Source organism: Streptomyces sp. ID05-26A (assembly GCF_033794685.1).
Lineage (GTDB): Bacteria > Actinomycetota > Actinomycetes > Mycobacteriales > Pseudonocardiaceae > Lentzea.
The window spans coordinates 291711-310809 of sequence record NZ_JARAYZ010000003.1; the positions used below are offsets into that span (position 1 = coordinate 291711).

Below are 19099 nucleotides of genomic sequence, written 5' to 3' on the forward strand. Positions count from 1 at the left end.
TGCTCGGGCGCTATTCGTTGACTGCGGTGGCGGTGCGCTCTTCGAGGTAGCGCTTGCGGAGGTCGCTGATCTTCTTGCGCAGGTGCTCGGCGCCGAACTGGGCGACCAGGTCGGGTCCGGTCACCGCGTTCACGTCGCCGCCTGCGGCGTCGACCTGCTCGGCGAACCAGCGCCACACCAGTTCGCGCTGCGAAACGCCCTTGGCCGAGCTGATCGGCAGCACGTTCCCCGTCGGCAGCGCTTCGACCGGCTCGGCGGGCACGAAATGCTCGGGAGCGGTGTCGAGTGCGGCCGGCATGACCACGGTGGGCGCGTCGGCCGCGGCTGCGCTGATCGTCGATGCGGTGGGCTTGGTGGTGCGAGCTGCGGCGGTCTTGCGTGGAGCCGGGGTCGACTCGGACGTGCTGGTCTGGGCGTCGTGCCAGGCCCGCAGGTCTCGCAGGTAGGCGGCGGCCTTGATGTGGCCGTCGAGGATGTGCAGCAGGAACCCGGCGACCGATGCGCCGGCGAACGTCGCGGCGAGCGCCTTGTTCTGGTGCCAGAAGTGCAGCACCTGGTTGGCGGCGGCATAGGCGGCCACGGTGAGCGACAGCGCCAGCATCAGCTTCCAGGCACGGCCATGCACGCGGTGGTCGAGGGAGGCGTCTCCGGAGGCGGCCATCACGAACTCGGCGAACGCGGCCAGGCCCACCGCGGCGAAGTACCAGCCGCCGCCGCCGAACACCGCGCCCAGGAACAACACCTGACCGATGCCGCCGGTGGTGACGCTCATGCCGTAGGCGACTCGGGTCAGCTTGCGCAGCTGGAAGTCCGGCGGCGTGGGCTGGGACTGCGGGACGAACCCCGGATGCATCGGACGTGGTCCTTTCGGTGCTGGGCGTGGTGGTCGTCTCGTCCGTCCTCGCACGCGGGAGGGGGTAGGACGGACGAGACGACCGGGAAGTTCGCCGCCTGAGTGGGGGTGAGGCGACGAACGGGTCTTAGTCGTCCTGATCCGTCTGCTTGTCGGCGTCGGCCTCGTCCAGCTCATCGAGCTGACCAACCACCAAGCTGCACAGGATCTGGGCGTCGGATTCGTAGGCCATCGGGGGTCCTTTCGGTTATGGGTGGCGTCTGGAGGAAGGGCGGGCGGGCTGAGCAGAGGGTCAGGCCTGGTAGCCGTCGCGGTTGAACTGCACGCGGCTGGTCGGCGGAGCGGCAGGGGTGGGCGCGGGTTCGGTGGTCGGCCAGGCCGGGGCGGGCTGCGGGATGCCGGCCACGGCGGAGTGGGCGACGGCGAGCGCGGCAAGGGTCTGTGCCGTGGTGCGGTACTCGGCGTGGTCGGCGCTGTCGCGGGTGGCGATCATCTGGGCGCAGGCGAGCAGGTCGTTGGCTGCGGCGCGGTGCTGCTCGACGGTCAGGTTCTCGGCGTTGGCCAGCTGCTTGAGCAGGTCGTCTGCCTTGCACTTGGCGTCGTAGGCGTCGGCGAGGTACATCAGCGGGATTCCTGTTCTTGGGAGCAGTCGTGGTGATCTGCAGGTCAGGTCAGCCATCCGGGGCCGGGGATGCGGCCGGTTGCGATGAGCACGATCACGAGCAGCGCCACCAGCAGCAGCGCGACCAGGGCGTTGATGACGTGCGGGTTCATCGGTGCGCGCCGACCGGGGTGGCAGGCGTGGCGCTGTTGACGATGTCCCAGGCCTGGGTGGCGTCGAGGCCGAGCTCGTAGGCCCAGCGGGACAGGCAGGACAGCGAGGTCTCGTCGAAGTCGTCGGCGAGCTCGGCGATCCGGATCGCGGTGGTCGCCTCGTCGCGGGTGAGGATCCGGCCGGGCAGCCACGACACCGACCACAAGCCGGCGCCCACACCCGTGGCGGGGTAGCGGGTAGCGGTGTGGGAGGAGGTGGTGGAGGTGACCTCGTCGAGGGTGACCGTGATGGTCATCGCGCGTCCTGTGTGGACGGCGGGGCGAAGTTGACCGCGGGGTCGCAGATGAGGGCGGCGAAGCCGTACGCGGCGGCCGGGTTGAGGCCCAGGTCGACCATCTCGCCGGCGCTCTCGAACGCCAGGTTGAAGTACGTGGCGCCGTCGTCGTCGCGCATGAGGGACACGAACACCTGGCCGATGTCGGCGGACAGGACACCGAGGACCTGGACGGCCGGCGGGGTGGCCTGGATGGTGTTGCTCGTGGGGGAGAAGATGGCAGAATCGCGCACGGTTCAACCTTTCGCGTGAGGTGGATCAACTCGGCCTCGGCGGGCCTGCACGCTCGCCGGGGCCGCTTTGCGTTCTAGGCGGACTGGGGCTCGTGGCTGGTGGCGAGGAACCCGATGCGCTCGAAGTAGGCGTCGCGCTCGGACTGCTTCACGCGCCATCCGCGACCGACGCGGAACGCCTTGAGCTCGCCGTCTGCGATCCGGCGGCGGAGCGTCACGGCGCTCACCCTGAGGGGCTTTGCGATCTCGTCGAGCGTGTAGAGGGGCTCGTCGGGGTCCAGTCCCTGAGTGGTTTGGCTGCCCATCGGGCGCCCTCCTCGGGTCGTTTCAAAGTTCGTTGTGTTCGTCGTGGTGTTCGTGGCGTTCACGATGCTAGTCTCCGCCTTGTTGGAAGAGCAAGACTAGGTTTGGTCACCAGGAATCACCTGGGGAGGCCCTTGATCACCTCCTGAAGGAAGAAGTGCAGGTCACTGCCCGAAAGAGCACCAAGGCGAAGGGCTTCGAAGTGGGCGACGTACTCCCGGATCTCGTCACTCGAACGGATGCTGAGTCCTCTCGTCAGGGTCTCTGCAAGGACGATGGCTTCGTCGTCGACGTCGGGGTCGCCCAAGATCGCGAAACCGTTGTACTGGTGCACTTTCTCGTCGGCCGCGAAAGGGATCACTTCGATGGCCACGTTCGGCCGCTTGGCCAGTTCGATCAGGTGCTCGATCTGCACGCGCATCTGCGCGGGGTCTACGAGCTGTCGACGCAGGGCGAATTCGCCCATCAGCAGGAAGAACTGCTTGTCGGTCCGGTCCAGGACAGAGGCTCGCTCCAGGCGGGCGTTGACGACATCCTCGTCCGGCTCGTCGCTCGTCTCGATCTTGCGTCCGAGCTTGAACATTTTCTCGACATAGGGCCTGATCTGCGCCAAACCGGCGATCACATCCGGCGCAAACACTCTGATTACCGAGGCGGCCTGTTCCATTCGCCTGATGTCTTCTTGCTTCCGGCGGCGGCCAGGGGCCAGTTCGCGGCGCCAATCGGCAGCGACTGCCGCAGCAGCGGTGGCGATGTTGATCAACTCCTCTCTCAACTCGGGCGGCGCGTGGAAGTGCCGACACCACGCGTCGACGTCCTCTGGCGCGGGCTTCGTGCGCCCGGTATCGATCTTCGAGACTTTCGATTGCGACCAGCCCAGTTCCACAGCGAGCTTGGTCGTGGAGAGGCCCGCGTCGACGCGGAGATTCCTCAGCGCCGTCGCGAGCTTCTTCAGGTCCTCGGTCGTGACATTCATGCGATGAGCCGCGGTTCGCGCCGCGCCAGGAAGTCGGAAAGGGGGTCGCTGTGGCGCAATGCGATGCTCCGCATCTCCAAGTAGGGGGTGGTGTCGTCCGGGAGCTCCGGGCGAACGAACCGGCCCTCGGCGTCATAGACCATCCGGATCACCGTGACGTCGTCGACGACCCAGAAGTCCTCACGCAGGTCCTCCAGCTCGGGAGAGCTGCTGCGGTCCGCGACAAAGACCTCTTCGCCGGCAGCCTGATTGGCCTGGTAGCCGAACAGCTCGAACTCGGAGTACTCCGAGAGCGGGTAGTCGAGCACGTGCACTCGGGACCACCGATAGCCCTGATCGGTGGTTGCCTTGACCCGCGCCAGCCACGGGCTATCGGCAGGTGTGTCGAGCTGTCGATCCCCGGCCCGCCACGCTGCCAGAGCGTCCTCTTCCTGCGGAACGAGGTACTGAGGCAGCGTCTCCAGACGGAACGCGGATTCGGTCGACTGCTCGAAGATGCGGGCGACGTCGCTGAGGTCCATTCGCCCTACGCCAGGTTGGCCTTGATCACGGTGTCACGCCGCAGGCGCACCGCCCGCTCGCCCGCAGCCATGGGGATGCCGTCTCCTGGTTCGACGAGCGTTCCGACGACGATCACGTGGTCCGGGTCCGCGTCGTCGACCCAGACGCTGGGGCAGGTGTACCCGTCCTTGCAGGCCTCGGTGGCCAAGCAGCGCAGTGCCATCTCGTGCTCCCCTGTCCGATGGGTAAATCGCGACTTGAGTATGTCTTCGCGACTAGCGTTTACTCAACCCGCCACGCGCGCTCATGCAACGCTGGCACGGCTGGGGTTGCGTGAGCGCGCACTCTTGCAGGGCGGATGCCCGTGACCGAGCCCTGGATCCGTCGGGGTGACGTACCGCGCGTGATGGTGCCGACGGCGATCTTCCCGAAGCTGATCGTTGGCGTACCTGCCGCGCGGGCGTACGCGGCGCTTGCCTCACTCGCTGACCACGCCACCGGCAAGGTGACGACCACCGAGGACCAGACAGCCGTCGAGGCCGCCATGTCCAAGCGCCAGGTCAACGAGGGGATACGCATCCTCATCAGCGCCGGCTGGATCACGCGCCTTACCCGCGGTCAGCAAGGCCGGCCGAGCGTCTATCAGTTGCACGCTGAGCCAACACGCGGACATCCGCGTGTTGGTGGCGTGGAGGGCAAGCCCCAACATGCGGATTCCCGCGTGATGGAGGAGATTCCAACGCGCGGAGAACTGCGTGTTGACGGCTTTCAAGACGCGGAAACCCGCGCCTTGAAAGACCTGTACCCATCGGTAACACGCGGAAATCCGCGTCCCTCTTCAGTAGGTAAGAAAGAAGAAGAGGATCTTCCTCCTCCGCGCGTGAAGGGCATCGCGTCCTTCGCCTCCGACGTGGGCGCCTCCGAGGACGAGGTCAACCTCCTGATCGCAAACGTCCGCCGCGACCGACCGCACGTCCAGGTGCCGCTAGCCTGGCTCCGCTCGTGCCACGAGAACGGCGACCTGGCGGCGATGCTGGACGACCTTCGCACCGCCCAGACCGTGTTGGCGCCCTCGCCTGCGTCCGACTGGTGTGGCCACTGCGACGCTACGACCCGCTACATCGAGGTCGAGGTCGAGCCGCGGGACTTCCGCCCAGCTCGATGCCCGACCTGCCATCCGCAGAGACGTGCCGCCTCGTGACCGGCGCCCGTGGTCGCTCTCGCTTGATCGCCCGTTCGGGTGACGGCGGTAACGAGGTGACGCAGAGTCGCGACAAGCGGATCGTTAGGCCGCGCCGCTGGCCACCGAATCACGCGTCGGGAGTCCCGTTCACCATGTCGTATCCCCAGCCGCCACAAGGACATCAGCCGCAGTTCCAGCAGCCGATGCCTCCCGGCCAGCAGCCCATGTACGCGCCGCAGCCGCCGAAGAAAAAGGCCAAAAAGTGGCCGTGGGTAGTCGGCGCGATCCTGCTCCTGATCATCGTCAGCGGCGTCGCGAACGGCGGCAAGCCCTCGGGCACCACGCCCGCGGCGAACACCGCGACCGAGCAGCCTGCCGCCCAGGCGCCCGCGCCCGCCAAGCAGCCGGCACCGGCCGCGAAGCGCACCGTGGTCTACGAGGTCGGCGGCGCCGGTACCGCGAAGTCGATCACGTACGTCACCGACGGCATGACCTCCACTCAGCAGGAGGGCGATGTCAAGCTGCCGTGGTCGAAGACGTTCGAACTGCCTGCGGGGGAGGCCCTGCAGATGGTGTCGATCTTCGCGCAGGCCGGGAAGGACAGCCCCGAGATCACCGCCAAGATCACCGTGGACGGCAAGGTCGTCAAGGACGGCAAGTCCTCGGGCCTGTACGCGGTCGTCACGATCAACGACAACATCGGCTCGCTGGGCAAGTAGCAGCTCCGCCAGACCCCAGGCCCCCGCACTCGGCTTCGCGCCGGAGGCGGGGGCTGTGTCGTGCGCCTGGTAGCGCGACAATCACCGCAACAAATGATTACCAGCGCAATTCTAGAACGCCGCATTTGCGCACACGTGAATTACCGATGAGTACACACGCGCGGTCCATTTCAATCCACGCGAGTTTTATGCGATCTCGCGTGGATCATGCCTATTCTGTGGCGGTCTACTCCTCCTAGCCGCCGGAGGCTGCACCACATGTACGAGCCCGACGCCAAAGACCCCACCTTCCGAGCCGCGGTCATCGACGTCCTCGACACCACAGTCCCGCAGGTCCTCACGCTGGCCCGCGCCACGATCGCCGTCGAGCTCCGCCAGGCCGGCCACGCCGCCGCAGCCGATTACCTCGACCGCACCAACCACCCCTAACCAGCACGACCGCCGTGGGGGAAGCCGCCGTGAACCACGACATCATCGACTCGATCGCCGCCGCGATCGGCTGCCAGCAGTGCGAAGGACCGCTCGGCGATAGCCCGTCAGACGACTTCTGCAGCGACTACTGCCAGGCCGCGTGGACCGCCGCCCGCACGGCACCTCTCGCGTCGTACAGCGAACCCGAGGACGAGCCAGAACACGTCTCGAACCTGGTCGAACTGCACCATCCCGAGACCTGCATCGCGTGCGTCGAAGGCCGCCATCGCCACAGCTGGATTGAATCCGCGGTGGCCGCCGCCCACGCGTTTGAACAACGCCAGCGCCACGCCGCCCGCGAGCAAGCACCAGCAGCACAGCAACTGCTCGGACAGCACGCCTCCGTGGGCCTCATCGACGAAGTGACGTTCCAAGCACACGAGACCGCCAACCGCGCCGTTGGCGGCCAAGCCTTCATCGCCAACGTGGGCGCGGCGTTCGACCTCAACAGCGTCGAATGGCGCCCGCTGGGCACCGTCACCGAGTCGACCTTCCGCGGGTTCGCGCAAGAGATGCGGCGGAGCGTCGAATCGCAGGCGAACCGTCCCGGAAGCGATGCCGTGTCCCTGTCGTTCCGGGCGGTCGACGTCGACACCGAGGCCATCCGCCGCTACTACTTCGACGGCGCGACCCCTATCGCCCCCGCTGCTGCCGGCAGCGGCATGCGTGTGGTCTTCGGCCCTGGCGTGCATTTGCTGCCACCCGAGCTCGTCGACCACCTGCGCGAAATCATGGAGGTCGTCGGCCGCGCCTGGGCAGAAGCGTGCCGCCAGATCGCGCCCGCAGTCGAGCAGGTCGCGCGAACGCTGCACGAGGTTGAGCCCGACGATCCTCAGGAGCGCGCGTTGTGGTTGCGGCGCAACCGCAACACCGGCCCGGCCGCACGCAACGCCCGCGCACCTCGTGCGATCAATCCTCACCGGAGGCCCCGGTGAAGCGCCTGCGCCAGTTCGTTCGCGACCACGTCACCGTGCATGGCAACTGCAGGGTGAACGGCCCGTGGATCGGGATCGGTCCGGTCTGGAACGGAGGCACCGAGGCCCGCGTGATCGGCGTGGATATCGCGATCGGCAAGCACGGCTTCGCCATTCACAGGAGGCCCCGATGATCAACCTGCCATCGGTCACCGCGGCGGCAGGAGGCCGTTGTGACCACACCTGACGAGATCAGCCTCCGCTGCCGCCGCGGCAAGAACTGCATCGATGCCCGCGCTCAGCGCGTCACCCTCCCGGACGGCGACAGCGCGCGCGTGCGCATGCCGGCCTGGGCGACAAGCCCGAACGGTTTGTGCCGCCAGGACGTGACCCTGACGCTTCGCGCGGCGCAGCAGCTGCCTGCGGACTACTGGGAACTGTCAGTGCTGCTGGGCAAGACCTCCCGACCGCTCAGCACGTACGCGTCCAGCAGCCGCGACCTCGCGGTCCCGATCCGCCTCAACGTCGAAGCCCTCCAGGCCGCGATCGTCGTAGAGCTCGACATCTGGGCCGCCCCAGTCGCCGAGCACTCCGGCATGACCTACGTCGAGGCCGGCCGCGGCTCCCACCACGTCCGCTACGCCTCCGGCTGGATCACCGGCCGCTGGCCCCTGCTGCTCGCAGTCCCGGTCACCACCGTGATGCGCCTCGACGGCCACGACGAACGCCTCTCCGGCCGCAACCCCACCGTCACCAGCGACGAGGACGGCGTCGACGGTGCCCTGCGCCTGCTCGACCTCCACGACCAGGTCACCGCGCTCGCCGGCCGAACACACCGCGCCGAGAAAATGTGGTCGCCGTGCCCGCTCTGCCAGCGGCTGGCGCTCGAGCGCCAGGAAGGTTCCAACCTGGTCGGCTGCAAGCTCTGCGGCCACCTCATGACCCTCGACGACTACGAGCGCCTTGCCTCGGTTCTCGCGGCCGCGTACGGAGACGAGGTTGCCGTCGCATGACCGAACAAGCCGGAATGATCAACGCTTACGTATGCCCCAGCCAGCACGCGGTCTGGACCCGCAACGCGGACAGTGGCACCACGCCGTACATCATCCGCTGCCCAGCGCCCGAATGCAGCCGCGAAGCGCGGTCCCAGATGTACCAAGTGCCGCAGCACCTTGAGCCCACCCACGAGTGGTGCCGACCATCCAGGACCAGCCCACTGACGCCCGGAGAACGCCAGCACGTCCAGCGCGGCGGGCTGCTGCTGCGCGCGATCAAGCCTATTCCCGGCGTGCTCGGTGCGGCCTTCCGCCGTCCGGAACCACGGTCATGACGGGCCAGCAGTGGCGCACCTACGCCCTGCTGCTGCACCTCGTCGCCACCGGCGCCGCTGTGGCCTGGCTGTTCGAGCGGCTCGGCGAGCCGTGGCGCTACACCGTCACGGTCTTCCTGCTCGGCTGGGCCCTGCTCGGCCTCATCGTCCCCGTTTCCACCGACCGCACCGTTGGGCGGCACCGCATCGAGGAGTAGCCATGATCAAGCAACGCCGCACTCCATGGCCATTCCCCGGTGACAGCCCGCTCGACCGTGCCCGCCGCTGCAGCTACGCCTACCGGGCCGAGCTGCTCAAGCTCGCCCCGGACCTCGTCCGCAGCATCGACGACAAGCTGACCGCCCTCGGCGAACCCTGGGTCGCACCCCAGCCCGTCGAGCTCGACCTTGATGCCGAGCACCGTCTCCGAGACCTCAGCGAGCACCTCGGTGGCGTCCCGACCGAGAACGTCCTTCGCCAGTGGCGCTCACGCGGTCACCTGCCAGACCGCCGCGACGACGCGGGACGCCCGGTCAACACCGCCCGCGACGTGCTCAACCACCAGGCCCAGCAACGCCAGGACCGCGCGGACCGCGCCCAGAAACGCCGCAGTGCTTGACACCGCAACATGTGACAGTTCATGATCCGTCCCAACCACACGTCTGCCCAAAGCCCCGGACTCGCCTCCCGCGACCGGGGCTTTCGGCTGTGCAAGGGAGTCCACGATGGTCACCGCGAAGGTGCGCTGCAGCAGCAAGGTCACGTCCGGCGAGGGCGACGACCGGCACGTACTCGTCCAGTTCGCGCCGGACTATCAGGACGGCCGCAACAAGGAGTGGGCCGCGGCGACGCCGCACCTGGCGCTGCAGATGACCCTCAAGGGCGCGGTGGCCGACCAGTTCGAGCAGGGCAAGGCCTACACCCTGCAGTTCGCCCCGACCGAGGACTGACAGCCCACCGACTTCCACAGGACCGCCACCAGCCCCCAGGGGGCTGGGCAGGAGTGCCGCACGACGGGCAGCTAAGGGCGGTCCAGCTCGACCCCACCTGAACGACCAGGGGCCGAGTGGCAGCGGGGAACAGGGGCCCGCGGCTGCCACCCACACACCTCCCCACGGGCTTGGGGCGGAGACGCCGTGGTTCCCGCGCAATACCGGCGGCGGTGCGCGGGAACCACGGCACATCATCGCGACCACACGGCTGCTGGAGGTACGCGGTGACCGACTACAGCGTCTTCGGCGCCACCCCCGGCCCGGCCGGCACCGCGACCGACGGTCAGCCGCTGAACCTGGCCCACCAGGTCAACGTGACCGCCCCGTGCTGGGCGCTGGGCCTGCGCTACTACCGCGTCGACACCTCGATCGCGGGCGCGATCACCGGCCGCCTGTGGCTCGCCACCGGCCCGAGTTCAGGCACGCTCGTCGAGGGCAGCCCGGTCAGCTTCGCTGACCCCGGCCCGGCCACCGGCTGGCAAGTCGCCTTGTTCCCGGAGCCGATCCCGCTGGCGAACGGGTCCTACAAGCCGACCGTGCGGTTCCCCGACCGCTGGCCGAACCGGCCGGTGTTCTGGGAAGCAGGAGGTGCCGGCGAGAACGGCATCAGCTCGGGCCCGCTCACCGCACCCAACGCCGCAAGCGCGCTGGGCGGACAGGGCAGCTTCTCCGCCGGCGCGGCGACCGTCTACCCGTCCATCGCGAGCAGCTTCGCCTCCGACTACGGCGTGGACCTCCTCGTCACCGACACCGACCCGACAGGAGGCGGCGTGGCCGAGTACACCGTCGCGGAAGGCGACCTGGGCAAGTACGAGATCACCCTCGCCGCAGGCATCGAGACCACCGTGACCTTCAGCGACGACCTCGACCAGGTCGAGATCAGCAACGACAACGGCGCCGGCCGCGTCTACTTCACCGTCGACGGCACGCCCGCCACCGTCCGCGGCCCCCGCTGCCGCCAGATCCCTGCGGCCATGCACTACGTCCGCGCCAACGTCTACGGCGTCAACGACACCGTCGTCCGCCTCATCAGCGAAGCGGCCACCATGGTCAGCGTCGCCAAGGCCTCCGGCTAAGAGGCGCGACGACCATGCAGCGCGTCTTCGTCGCCGCCGCCAAAGCGGACCCGGACACCACCGCCAAGGTCGACACCCTCATGGCCTCTCTCGGTGACCAGGCCGTCGTCGCCGAGGCCATCGCCGAGCAGCGGCAGATGCTCGACACCACCTCCGCGCAGTTGCGCACCGAGGTCACCCGCCTCAAGGACATCGCGGGCAGCGTCGGCGGCGTCCAGGCCGCGGCCGACCGCGTGCACCAGGAGCTGCAGGACCAGATCGACACGCTCGAGCAACGCGACGTCGGCCAGGACAGCAAGACCCAGCAGGCCGTCGACACCGCGGCCAGCGCCCAGGCTGAGGCGTACGCGGCCCAGGACGCCGCGACCACAGCCATCGAGACCGCCCGCGCCGCTCAAGCCGCAACGACCGCCGCACGCGACGCCGCAGTCCGAGCGGATGCCTCCGCCAGCTCGGCGACCGCGCAGGCCACTACAGCGGCCCGAGAAGCGGGCATCGCCTCGAACGCCGCCCACGCCGCACAGCAGGCAGCCGAAGCCGCAGCGCGCCTAGTCGACGTCGCCGCCGGTGAAGCAGCGGTCGCACGAGCCGCCACCGACACCGCCACCCAGCAGGCAAGCGCATCACGCACAGCCGCAGACCAGGCCCGCACACTGGCCGAACAGGCGCGCGGCGCAGCCGACCAGGCCCTGACCACCGCCGCCACGGCTGCCCAGACCGCAGCCGACGCCAAGGCCGCAGCGGCCAACGCGGCAACCAACGCCCAGAACGCCCTCACAACGGCCACAGCCGCACAAACCAAGGCCGACCACGTCGCCACCACGATCACCGCCCTCGAAGGCCGCATCGCAGCGCTGGAGGCCCGCAAGGTCCGCCAGGAATTCCAGCAGACCGCCCTCACCGGCGTCCTCGCGCTCAACGCGGTCCGCGACATCCCGATCACCTGGACGACGCCCATGCCCAGCGCCGTCTACGACGTCAAGCCCGTCTACCTGTCCGACACCCTGCTGGGCAAGGTCGCCTGGGTCGGCATCAAGGCCGGCACCCAGAAGGCCGAGAGCGTCACCATCCAGGTGCGAGCGACCGTGCTGCTCACCCTCGCGGGCAGCATCGTCGTCGCTGCCGCAGCCCTCGCGTAGTCAGCGCTCACCGACGATCTCAAGCACTTCGCCCGCAGGCACGAGAGCGCCAGGACCGGTCGACCACGTCTCGCACAGCTCGACCATGCGCCGCCCGCGTTCATCCGTGGCAGCGAGTTCGTGCAAGCCCTCCACGATGCGCGGGTGCAGGTCGAGCATCGCTGAAGCCGCAACAGCGCCAGCCTGCTTCCTCAAGGCGGGGAAGATGTTGTCGGGCCACGTGATGTCCATGCGTCGATGGTCCCTCACTGCACAGCCCACGACCACGGAGCCGCCCGCCATGACGTCCTTCCAGTACAGCCCGCACGCGGGATCCGCAGCGATCCATCCGTCGTGGGTCATGAGCGGCGCACAGATCGCCCCAGACCACGTGATCCTGCTGGCCAGCAAGGACCTCAGTCAGGCCGACCTGGAGATGCACGCGGACGAGGAACTCGGCTTCCCCTGGTACACGGGCACGCTCCACTGGCCACCGCGACGCGAGTACATCCTCAGCACCACCATGAACAGCTTCGTCCGCATCGAGGCAGCCAGCTGGCCGGCCGCGTTCGAAGCACTGTTCCAGCGGTGGACACCTGACACAGGACAGCCGCACGAGCTGGCGACAACGCTGGCGCTGCCCGGCAGCTGACGGTGCCCACCGCACCACCCAGCCGCTGCACACAGCACGGCTGCCACGAGCTCGTCGACGCCGGCGCCCGCTGCCCCGAGCACAGGCCCAAGCCCTGGGCCCAGCGCTCCCGCTTCCGGCCCACAGGCAACACCCGCAAGGCCAAGGCGTTCCGAGACGAACACCTCCGCCTCGAACCCCACTGCCGGCACTGCGCGGCACAGGGAAGCAAGACACCCGGCGAGCAGGTCGACCACATCACGCCCCTCTGGCTCGGAGGCGCCCGCTACGACCACGCCAACGCCCAGACCTTGTGTGCCCCGCACCATGAGGCCAAGACCCGCCGAGAGGCCTCGCTGCGGGCCCGCATGAGGGCCGCCAGCCGCTCACAGACCCGCTGAAAAACCTGCGCCAGATCGTTGACGCCCAAACGTCTATGGGGTAGGGGTGTCGCGATCACCGGGAAATGATCACCCGGACCGCGCGCCGGTGGGCTTCTTGCCGACATCTCAGAATCGGTGGGCGGGGGGTGCGCGCGGTGGGCAGGACGGCGGAACCGGCGGCGTTGAAGCTGCTCAAGGGGCGCGGCGACGGCGTCGACTCCGGCGGGCGCAAGGTCGAGCGCGGACCGGCGTTCCACCGCGAACCGCCGGTCGCGCCGTCGTGGCTCTCCTACGAGGCGCGCGCGGAGTGGGACCGCGTTGTGCCCGGCCTGGTCCGGCTGGACATCCTCAAGGCTGAGGACCGGGCGGCGCTGGCGGCGTACTGCGAGACGTGGGCACGGTTCGTCGAGGCTTCGCGCGATGTCGCCTTGAACGGGCTGACGGTGGTCAACCACTCGACCCGCAAGGACGGCACGCAGTCTGAGTGGACGACGCAGAACCCATCGGTGGGGATCGCCGCGGCGGCGGGGCGTGAGTTGCGGATGTTCGCGAGGGAGTTCGGTTTGACCCCGTCGTCGGAGGCGGCCCTGGCGAAGGGTGCCGATGACGATGGCGACGAGGACGAAAACCCCTTCGCGCAAGGCTCGTAAGCCGGAGTTCGAACTTCCGGACGCGGCCGAGCTCGAACGCCTCAAGCTCTCGCCTGAAGTCGCCTGGTACCTGCTGTCGCGCGGCATCGCACTGCCGGACTGCCCGCCGCTGATCCAAACCCCGAATCCGGGTGACGAGCCGGGCGCGCTGTTCGACGTTGACGCGGTCGACCGGGTGCTGGAGGCCTTCAAGCGGCTGCGGCACACGCAGGGCCAGTGGGCAGGCAAGCCGCTGGTGCCGGACCCATGGCAGATCGCGTACGTGATCGCCCCGGTGTTCGGGTGGAAGACCTGGGACGAGGACAGCGACTCCTACGTCCGGATCGTCCGCGAGTTGTACGTGGACGTGCCGCGCAAGAACGGCAAGTCCACGTTGTGCGGCGGGATCGCGCTCTATCTCGCGTGCGCGGACGGCGAGCCGGGCGCGCAGGTCGTCACCGCGGCGACCAGCGAGGCGCAGGCCGGGTTCGTGTTCAACCCGATCAAGCAGCTCGCCGAGCGGTCGCCGGGCCTGAAGCCGTACGTGCGGACGGTCGCGAAGAAGATCATCCACAAGGCGAGTGCGTCGTATGTGGGCGTGATCGCGTCGGCGGCGGACGGCCAGCACGGCGCGAACCTGCACGGCGGCATCATCGACGAGCTGCACGTGCACAAGACACCGGACCTGGTGGAGACGATCGAGACGGGCACCGGTTCGCGCCGGCAGCCGCTGATCGTGTGCATCACCACCGCGGACTCCGGTAAGCGCGGCACGATCTACGCGCGCAAGCGGCACTACGTCGAGCAGTTGTCGCGGCGGGTGTTGCACGACCCGTCGGTGTACGGCGTGGTGTGGGCTGCGGAGGAGTCCGACGACCCGCACGTCGAGGCGACGTGGCGCAAGGCGAACCCCGGCTACGGGGTCAGCCCGACCCGCTCGTACCTGCGCACGAAGAGCGCGAAGGCGAAGCAGTCACCGGCCGATCTGGCGTCGTACCTGCGGCTGCACCTGGGGATCCGGACCAAGCAGCAGACCCGGTTCTGGGACCTGGCGGCGTGGGACCGCAACGCCTCGATCGTCGACGAGCGCAAGCTCCGCCGCCGTGACGCGTACGGAGGCCTGGACCTCGCGTCCACGAGCGACTTGCTGGCGTTGTGCTGGCTGTTCCCGGACGACCGCGGCGGTTTCGACGCGTTGTGGCGGCTGTGGACACCTGAGGCGAACCTGGAGGCGCTGGACCGGCGCACCGCGGGCGAGGCCTCGGTGTGGGTGCGCGAGGGCCGCCTTGTACTGATGCCGGGCAACGTCGCGGACTACGACTTCGTCAAGGTCCAGATCGAGAAGGACCGCAAGCTCTTCCGGGTGCAGTCGATCGGCTACGACCCGTGGAACGCCACCCAGCTCACCAACGACCTGACCAACGACGGTGCGCCGATGGTGACCGTGCGGCAGGGCTACGTGACGTTGTCCGCACCGACGAAGGAAGTGCAGCGGCTGATCCTGGCCGGCACCGAGGACAGGCCGCTGCTGCGGCACGGCGGCAGTGACCCGGTGCGGTGGATGGTCGACAACCTCGCCGTCACGACGGACGCGAGTGGCAACGTCAAGCCGGACAAGGCCTCCTCGGCCGAGAAGATCGACGCTTGTTCGGCGCTGGTGACGGCGATGTCCGAGGCGATGACCCGCACGCCGCCGCGTAAGTCGGCCTACGAAGACCACGACCTCGAGGTCGTCTGAACCCCTGGAGGCGCTGGTGTTCGGGTCGTGGCGTGGGCTGGTGCGGCAGCAGGTGGTGGTCAACACCGCCGAGCGGGCGTTCGCTGGGGTGTTGTGGGCGCGGCGCGGGCCGCTGCTGGTGCTGCGCAACGTCGTGGTCCACGAACCTGGCACGCAGCCGCAGGAGGTCGACGGCGAGGTCGTCGTCGAGCGGTCACGTGTCGAGTTCATCCAGGTCGTGCAGGTAGTGGCGGCCTGACGTGGCGTTCGTGATCAGCTCAGGGAACATGTCGTCGCTGCACACGCCGATCGTGCCTGCGTTCGGCGCGCAGCTGGCGCTCAACGACGACGTGTACGCCGACCACGCGACGATCTGGAAGAGCCAGCGGTCGGTGCGCACGGTGGTGTCGTTCCTGGCGCGCAACATCGCCCAGCTCGGACTGCACTGGTTCGACAGGGTGTCGGACACAGACCGCGTCCGGGTCACCGATCACCCGCTGGTGAAGCTGATGGCACGGCCGAATCCGGTGCTCAAGCTGACGCCGTACCGGCTGTTCAACAACTTGATGCATGAGCTCGGCATCTACGACAACGCGTTCTGGATCAAGCTGCGCGACGGCAATGGCCTCGTCAACGCGCTGGTGCCGATCCCGGCGCCGCGCATGAGGCCCAAGGGCGGCACGTGGCTGGCGCCTGAGAAGTGGCAGTTGTGGACGGACGGCGTCTGGAAGGACGTCGGAGTCGAGAACATCGTGCACTTCCACGGCTACGACCCCGACGACCCGCGCGTCGGCAACTCGCCTCTCAACGCGTTGAAGGATCTGCTGCTGGAGGAGTACGAGGCGATCCGCAGCCGCCGGCAGATGTGGCGCAACGGCGCCCGCCTGTCCGGTGTCATCGAACGCCCGAAGGACGCGCCGGACTGGGGGAAGACCGCGCGCAACAGGTTCAAGCGTGACTGGCGCAGCGCCTACTCCGGCGGCGGCGCGGAAGCGGGTGGGACGCCGCTGCTCGAAGACGGCATGACGTACAAGGCGATCGGCCTGGACCCGAAGGCCGCGCAGTACGTCGAGTCGCGCAAGCTCACCCGCGAGGAAGCCGCCGCGGGCTACCACGTGTCGCCGGTGTTCGTCGGCGTCCTGGACCACGCGACCTACAGCAACATCACCGAGCAGCACAAGAACCTTTACCAGGACACGCTCGGGCCGTGGCTGCAGCAGATCCAGCAGGACATCCAGGAGCAGCTGGTCCCCGACTTCCCTGACGCCGCCGACATGTACGGCGAGTTCAACTTCGGCGAGAAGTTGCGCGGCAGCTTCGAAGAGCAGGCCGCGGCCGCGTCCACGGCGACCGGCGGGCCGTGGATGACCCGCAACGAACAGCGCGCGCGGATGAACCTGCCGCGCATCGACGGCGGCGACGAGCTGATCGTGCCGCTCAACGTCGTCGAGGGCGGCCTGGCGTCGCCTCGTGACACCGCTCCGGACACCACGGGCTGACCGAGGGAGACCCATGCCCAACATCAAGACCGCGGCTGTGCAGATCAAGGCCGCGGGTACCCAGGACGGCACCCCGGACGGCGTGTTCGAGGCGATCGTCGCGACCTACGACCTGGACAGCTACGGCGACAGGATCGTGCCGGGCGCGTTCGCGGACACCATCGCCGCCTGGAAGGCCAGCGGCGACCCGCTGCCAGTGCTGTGGGCACACCAGTCCAGCGATCCCGAGTCGCACATCGGCGTCGTACTCGAGTTCGAGGAGCGCGAGGAAGGCCTGTGGGTCAAGGCCCAGCTCGACGTCGACGACCTCGCTGACCCGAAGTCGCGCACTTCGCGGGTGTACCGGCTGCTCAAGGGCCGCAGGGTCAAGCAGTTCAGCTTCGCGTTCGACGTCGAAGAGGGCGCCTGGGTCGACCTGAAGGAAGACGGCGTCAACCGCTCCTTCTACGAGCTGCGCAAGCTCAAGCTCTACGAGGTCGGGCCCTGCCTGATCGGCGTCAACCAGCAGACGGACCTGCTGGAGATCAAGAGCGCCGAACGGCCTGACACCAAGACTTCCGCCGGGCCACGCCCTGCGGACGAGCAGCCGGACATCAACGGCCTGCTGCTCACCCTGGCCAGCGACCTTGCGGAAGTGAAGGCATCGCTGGCACAGCACGACGACACGGCCACGCCGACCCCGCCTGCCACACCGACGCCGCCCGAAGGGGCCACCGAGGTGCCGCAGGCCAAGTCCGGAACCGCCTCACGCCGTCTGCGCACGGAACTCGACCTGACCGAGGCCGAGGTCCTTCCGCTCACGACCTAGGGAGGCAGCAGTGCCTGCAACCGTGGCCGAGCTCCAGGACGAGCTCAAGGCCAAGCTCAAGTCCGCGCGCGACATCGCGGCAACCGCAGAGGCGGACAACGACCGGGACTTCACCGACATCGAGCAGGCCGACGTCAAGGCCGCAATCGACCGAGTGAAGGAGATCCACGCCGAGCTCAAGAAGCGCGGCGATATGGAGGCCATGCGCCAGGCCGTCCGCGACCTCGGCGAGGACGTCGGATTCGACCCCAACGGCGGCGAGAAGAACCGCACGGCCAGCGGGCTGTGGACGCCGTCCAAGTCGGACTCTGTCGGCAAGCTGTTCGTCGAGTCGCCCGAGTACAAGGCGCTGATCCAGCAGGCGCCCGGCGGAAAGTTCGGCGAGAAGCAGCGCGTCGCCTCGTCGCCGGTTGGCTACAAGGCCCTGATCACCGGCACCTCGGACACCAGTGCCGGCGCGCTGGTGCAGAACGACTGGCGCGGTCTGCTGGTTGGGTTCGAGGCGCTGCGCCGGCCGCTGACGATGCGCAGCCTGGTCACCGGGCTGACCACCCAGTCCGACACCGTCGACTACGCGCGCATCACCGGCTTTACCAACAACGCGGCGCCCGTGGCCGAGGCGACGGCCGCCACCGGTACCTCCGGCACGAAGCCCGAGTCGGGCTTCACCACCGAGAAGGTCACCGCGGTCGTCAAGACGATCGCCAACTGGCTGCCGATCACCAAGCGCGCGCTGTCGGACGCCCGGCAGATCCGCATGATGATCGACGCGTTCCTCCTGGTGAACCTGGAGGAGGCACTCGACACGCAGATGATCGCCGGTGACGGCACCGGCGAGAACTTCGTCGGCCTGGCCAACACCTCCGGCGTGCAGCTGCAGGCGTGGGACACCAACCTGTTCCGCACCCTGCGCAAGGCCAAGACCAAGGTCCGGCTCATCGGCCGGCGCCGTCCGTCTGCGTACCTGCTCAACCCGCTGGACATGGAAGCTGCGGACCTGGAGCAGGACGAGGAGGGCCGCTACTACCTGGGCGGCCCGACCGGCGGGTCGGACAACGCCCCGCTGTGGCGTCTGCCGGTGGTCGAGTCGGAGGCCACTCCACAGGGCGTGGGCTGGTGCGGCGACTTCAGCCTGGCGGTGCTGTGGGACCGCGAAGAGTCCTCTGTGGTCGCGACCGACAGCCACGAGAACTACTTCGTGCGCAACCTGATCGCGATCCTCGCCGAGATGCGGGCCGCGTTCGGCATCCTGCAGCCGTCCGCCTTCGTCAAGATCGATCTCAACCCGGCGCCGTGATCACCGCGGATCGGCGGTGCCGTATCTGCGGCACCGCCGATGCCGCGTGCGGCACGCCCAGCAACACCCCACCAGTGGACGACGGATGGATGGAGGCGGCCGTGGACGGCGGCGAACTGAAGACCTACGAGGTCGACGTGCGAGGCAACAAGACCACGATGCAGCTCAACGAGCACGACGCCAAGCGGCTCGGGCTCATCCCCGACTCCGACGCGGACAACACCGAGGCCGCCGGTCTCGCCGCCGCAGACGAAAGTGAGAGCGGCACCGAGGCCGACGAGCCGGGCCCGGCCGGTGAGGGCGGTGACGACGCGCTGATCACCAGCGCGAAGGCCCGCAACACCAGCAACAAGTCCCGCACGGCGACCAACAAGTAGC

The 19099-nt window shown here is 68.6% G+C and carries 30 protein-coding genes; 21 read left to right on the forward strand and 9 right to left on the reverse strand.

Annotated features, from left to right (window positions below):
- Nucleotides 1-10 precede the first annotated feature (10 nt).
- From PV646_RS28665 to PV646_RS28700, 8 genes are all read right to left on the reverse strand, one after another.
- Nucleotides 11-853 carry a hypothetical protein gene (locus PV646_RS28665; protein ID WP_500345389.1) on the reverse strand — a complete coding sequence of 281 codons (843 nt, stop codon included), beginning with the start codon at nt 851-853 and terminating at the stop codon, nt 11-13.
- 292 nt (nt 854-1145) lie between these two features.
- The gene (locus PV646_RS28670) at nt 1146-1475 is read right to left on the reverse strand and encodes a hypothetical protein (RefSeq protein ID WP_500345390.1); all 330 of its coding nucleotides are present in this window, start codon (nt 1473-1475) and stop codon (nt 1146-1148) included.
- A gap of 148 nt (nt 1476-1623) precedes the next feature.
- Nucleotides 1624-1923 carry a hypothetical protein gene (locus PV646_RS28675; protein WP_500345391.1) on the reverse strand — a complete coding sequence of 100 codons (300 nt, stop codon included), beginning with the start codon at nt 1921-1923 and terminating at the stop codon, nt 1624-1626.
- On the reverse strand, nt 1920-2195 hold the full coding sequence (locus PV646_RS28680) for a hypothetical protein (RefSeq protein ID WP_500345392.1): 276 nt from the start codon (nt 2193-2195) through the stop codon (nt 1920-1922). Before PV646_RS28680 ends, PV646_RS28675 begins: the two co-directional genes overlap by 4 nt.
- A 74-nt stretch (nt 2196-2269) precedes the next feature.
- Nucleotides 2270-2500, reverse strand: a complete 231-nt coding sequence (locus tag PV646_RS28685) for a helix-turn-helix domain-containing protein (RefSeq protein ID WP_500345393.1) — start codon at nt 2498-2500, stop codon at nt 2270-2272.
- A 116-nt stretch (nt 2501-2616) separates the two neighbouring features.
- Nucleotides 2617-3474, reverse strand: coding sequence for a helix-turn-helix domain-containing protein (locus PV646_RS28690; protein WP_500345394.1), 858 nt, complete (start codon nt 3472-3474; stop codon nt 2617-2619).
- Complete coding sequence (locus PV646_RS28695) at nt 3471-3995, reverse strand: DUF6879 family protein (protein ID WP_500345395.1); 525 nt, start codon at nt 3993-3995, stop codon at nt 3471-3473. Before PV646_RS28695 ends, PV646_RS28690 begins: the two co-directional genes overlap by 4 nt.
- A gap of 5 nt (nt 3996-4000) precedes the next feature.
- Nucleotides 4001-4198 (reverse strand): hypothetical protein, encoded by a 198-nt coding sequence (locus tag PV646_RS28700; RefSeq protein WP_500345396.1) that lies wholly within the window; start codon nt 4196-4198, stop codon nt 4001-4003.
- 141 nt (nt 4199-4339) lie between these two features.
- Here PV646_RS28700 and PV646_RS28705 point away from each other — a divergent pair, with 141 nt between their 5' ends.
- The 12 genes from PV646_RS28705 (at nt 4340) to PV646_RS28760 (ending at nt 11778) form a co-directional block, all read left to right on the forward strand.
- Entirely contained in the window at nt 4340-5176 is an 837-nt protein-coding gene (locus PV646_RS28705; protein ID WP_500345397.1) for a hypothetical protein, read from the forward strand.
- Nucleotides 5177-5310: 134 nt separating this feature from the next.
- Entirely contained in the window at nt 5311-5877 is a 567-nt protein-coding gene (locus PV646_RS28710; protein ID WP_500345398.1) for an MmpS family transport accessory protein, read from the forward strand.
- A gap of 258 nt (nt 5878-6135) precedes the next feature.
- Nucleotides 6136-6306, forward strand: a complete 171-nt coding sequence (locus PV646_RS28715) for a hypothetical protein (RefSeq protein ID WP_500345399.1) — start codon at nt 6136-6138, stop codon at nt 6304-6306.
- Nucleotides 6307-6335: 29 nt separating this feature from the next.
- Entirely contained in the window at nt 6336-7283 is a 948-nt protein-coding gene (locus tag PV646_RS28720; RefSeq protein ID WP_500345400.1) for a hypothetical protein, read from the forward strand.
- Nucleotides 7280-7456: a hypothetical protein gene (locus PV646_RS28725; RefSeq protein WP_500345401.1), complete on the forward strand. Its 177-nt coding sequence runs from the start codon at nt 7280-7282 to the stop codon at nt 7454-7456. The genes PV646_RS28720 and PV646_RS28725 overlap by 4 nt, the downstream gene beginning before the upstream one ends.
- A 39-nt stretch (nt 7457-7495) precedes the next feature.
- Nucleotides 7496-8275, forward strand: coding sequence for a hypothetical protein (locus PV646_RS28730; RefSeq protein WP_500345402.1), 780 nt, complete (start codon nt 7496-7498; stop codon nt 8273-8275).
- Nucleotides 8272-8592 carry a hypothetical protein gene (locus PV646_RS28735; protein ID WP_500345403.1) on the forward strand — a complete coding sequence of 107 codons (321 nt, stop codon included), beginning with the start codon at nt 8272-8274 and terminating at the stop codon, nt 8590-8592. The genes PV646_RS28730 and PV646_RS28735 overlap by 4 nt, the downstream gene beginning before the upstream one ends.
- On the forward strand, nt 8589-8789 hold the full coding sequence (locus tag PV646_RS28740) for a hypothetical protein (protein ID WP_500345404.1): 201 nt from the start codon (nt 8589-8591) through the stop codon (nt 8787-8789). Before PV646_RS28735 ends, PV646_RS28740 begins: the two co-directional genes overlap by 4 nt.
- Nucleotides 8790-8791: 2 nt before the next feature.
- Nucleotides 8792-9190: a hypothetical protein gene (locus tag PV646_RS28745; RefSeq protein WP_500345405.1), complete on the forward strand. Its 399-nt coding sequence runs from the start codon at nt 8792-8794 to the stop codon at nt 9188-9190.
- Nucleotides 9191-9296: 106 nt separating this feature from the next.
- Nucleotides 9297-9521, forward strand: coding sequence for a hypothetical protein (locus PV646_RS28750; RefSeq protein ID WP_500345406.1), 225 nt, complete (start codon nt 9297-9299; stop codon nt 9519-9521).
- 266 nt (nt 9522-9787) lie between these two features.
- Nucleotides 9788-10639 (forward strand): DUF4082 domain-containing protein, encoded by an 852-nt coding sequence (locus PV646_RS28755; RefSeq protein ID WP_500345407.1) that lies wholly within the window; start codon nt 9788-9790, stop codon nt 10637-10639.
- A gap of 14 nt (nt 10640-10653) precedes the next feature.
- Nucleotides 10654-11778 carry a hypothetical protein gene (locus PV646_RS28760; RefSeq protein WP_500345408.1) on the forward strand — a complete coding sequence of 375 codons (1125 nt, stop codon included), beginning with the start codon at nt 10654-10656 and terminating at the stop codon, nt 11776-11778.
- Here PV646_RS28760 and PV646_RS28765 read toward each other — a convergent pair whose 3' ends face one another.
- Nucleotides 11779-12009 (reverse strand): hypothetical protein, encoded by a 231-nt coding sequence (locus PV646_RS28765; RefSeq protein WP_500345409.1) that lies wholly within the window; start codon nt 12007-12009, stop codon nt 11779-11781.
- A gap of 49 nt (nt 12010-12058) precedes the next feature.
- Here PV646_RS28765 and PV646_RS28770 point away from each other — a divergent pair, with 49 nt between their 5' ends.
- The 9 genes from PV646_RS28770 (at nt 12059) to PV646_RS28810 (ending at nt 19098) form a co-directional block, all read left to right on the forward strand.
- Nucleotides 12059-12409 carry a hypothetical protein gene (locus PV646_RS28770; RefSeq protein ID WP_500345410.1) on the forward strand — a complete coding sequence of 117 codons (351 nt, stop codon included), beginning with the start codon at nt 12059-12061 and terminating at the stop codon, nt 12407-12409.
- Nucleotides 12410-12411: 2 nt separating this feature from the next.
- A complete protein-coding gene (locus PV646_RS28775; protein ID WP_500345411.1) occupies nt 12412-12789 on the forward strand; it encodes an HNH endonuclease in 378 nt (125 codons plus the stop codon).
- Nucleotides 12790-12926: 137 nt separating this feature from the next.
- Nucleotides 12927-13421, forward strand: coding sequence for a phage terminase small subunit P27 family (locus PV646_RS28780; RefSeq protein WP_500345412.1), 495 nt, complete (start codon nt 12927-12929; stop codon nt 13419-13421).
- The gene (locus PV646_RS28785; RefSeq protein WP_500345413.1) at nt 13381-15138 is read left to right on the forward strand and encodes a terminase large subunit; all 1758 of its coding nucleotides are present in this window, start codon (nt 13381-13383) and stop codon (nt 15136-15138) included. The genes PV646_RS28780 and PV646_RS28785 overlap by 41 nt, the downstream gene beginning before the upstream one ends.
- 16 nt (nt 15139-15154) lie before the next feature.
- A complete protein-coding gene (locus PV646_RS28790) occupies nt 15155-15376 on the forward strand; it encodes a hypothetical protein (protein WP_500345414.1) in 222 nt (73 codons plus the stop codon).
- Nucleotides 15377-15386: 10 nt separating this feature from the next.
- Nucleotides 15387-16616, forward strand: coding sequence for a phage portal protein (locus PV646_RS28795; protein ID WP_500345415.1), 1230 nt, complete (start codon nt 15387-15389; stop codon nt 16614-16616).
- A gap of 13 nt (nt 16617-16629) precedes the next feature.
- The gene (locus PV646_RS28800; RefSeq protein ID WP_500345416.1) at nt 16630-17424 is read left to right on the forward strand and encodes an HK97 family phage prohead protease; all 795 of its coding nucleotides are present in this window, start codon (nt 16630-16632) and stop codon (nt 17422-17424) included.
- Nucleotides 17425-17434: 10 nt separating this feature from the next.
- The gene (locus tag PV646_RS28805; protein WP_500345417.1) at nt 17435-18721 is read left to right on the forward strand and encodes a phage major capsid protein; all 1287 of its coding nucleotides are present in this window, start codon (nt 17435-17437) and stop codon (nt 18719-18721) included.
- Nucleotides 18718-19098, forward strand: a complete 381-nt coding sequence (locus tag PV646_RS28810; protein ID WP_500345418.1) for a hypothetical protein — start codon at nt 18718-18720, stop codon at nt 19096-19098. The genes PV646_RS28805 and PV646_RS28810 overlap by 4 nt, the downstream gene beginning before the upstream one ends.
- Nucleotide 19099: the final 1 nt, after the last annotated feature.

Coding starts and splice junctions, on each gene's coding strand:
- PV646_RS28740 (WP_500345404.1), top strand. CDS start 8,589: ATGACGGGCCAGCAGTGGCGCACCTACGCCCTGCTGCTGCACCTCGTC.
- PV646_RS28765 (WP_500345409.1), bottom strand. CDS start 12,009: ATGGACATCACGTGGCCCGACAACATCTTCCCCGCCTTGAGGAAGCAG.
- PV646_RS28665 (WP_500345389.1), bottom strand. CDS start 853: ATGCATCCGGGGTTCGTCCCGCAGTCCCAGCCCACGCCGCCGGACTTC.
- PV646_RS28690 (WP_500345394.1), bottom strand. CDS start 3,474: ATGAATGTCACGACCGAGGACCTGAAGAAGCTCGCGACGGCGCTGAGG.
- PV646_RS28715 (WP_500345399.1), top strand. CDS start 6,136: ATGTACGAGCCCGACGCCAAAGACCCCACCTTCCGAGCCGCGGTCATC.
- PV646_RS28700 (WP_500345396.1), bottom strand. CDS start 4,198: ATGGCACTGCGCTGCTTGGCCACCGAGGCCTGCAAGGACGGGTACACC.
- PV646_RS28785 (WP_500345413.1), top strand. CDS start 13,381: ATGGCGACGAGGACGAAAACCCCTTCGCGCAAGGCTCGTAAGCCGGAG.
- PV646_RS28695 (WP_500345395.1), bottom strand. CDS start 3,995: ATGGACCTCAGCGACGTCGCCCGCATCTTCGAGCAGTCGACCGAATCC.
- PV646_RS28800 (WP_500345416.1), top strand. CDS start 16,630: ATGCCCAACATCAAGACCGCGGCTGTGCAGATCAAGGCCGCGGGTACC.
- PV646_RS28760 (WP_500345408.1), top strand. CDS start 10,654: ATGCAGCGCGTCTTCGTCGCCGCCGCCAAAGCGGACCCGGACACCACC.
- PV646_RS28685 (WP_500345393.1), bottom strand. CDS start 2,500: ATGGGCAGCCAAACCACTCAGGGACTGGACCCCGACGAGCCCCTCTAC.
- PV646_RS28675 (WP_500345391.1), bottom strand. CDS start 1,923: ATGACCATCACGGTCACCCTCGACGAGGTCACCTCCACCACCTCCTCC.
- PV646_RS28670 (WP_500345390.1), bottom strand. CDS start 1,475: ATGTACCTCGCCGACGCCTACGACGCCAAGTGCAAGGCAGACGACCTG.
- PV646_RS28750 (WP_500345406.1), top strand. CDS start 9,297: ATGGTCACCGCGAAGGTGCGCTGCAGCAGCAAGGTCACGTCCGGCGAG.
- PV646_RS28735 (WP_500345403.1), top strand. CDS start 8,272: ATGACCGAACAAGCCGGAATGATCAACGCTTACGTATGCCCCAGCCAG.
- PV646_RS28710 (WP_500345398.1), top strand. CDS start 5,311: ATGTCGTATCCCCAGCCGCCACAAGGACATCAGCCGCAGTTCCAGCAG.
- PV646_RS28745 (WP_500345405.1), top strand. CDS start 8,792: ATGATCAAGCAACGCCGCACTCCATGGCCATTCCCCGGTGACAGCCCG.
- PV646_RS28770 (WP_500345410.1), top strand. CDS start 12,059: ATGACGTCCTTCCAGTACAGCCCGCACGCGGGATCCGCAGCGATCCAT.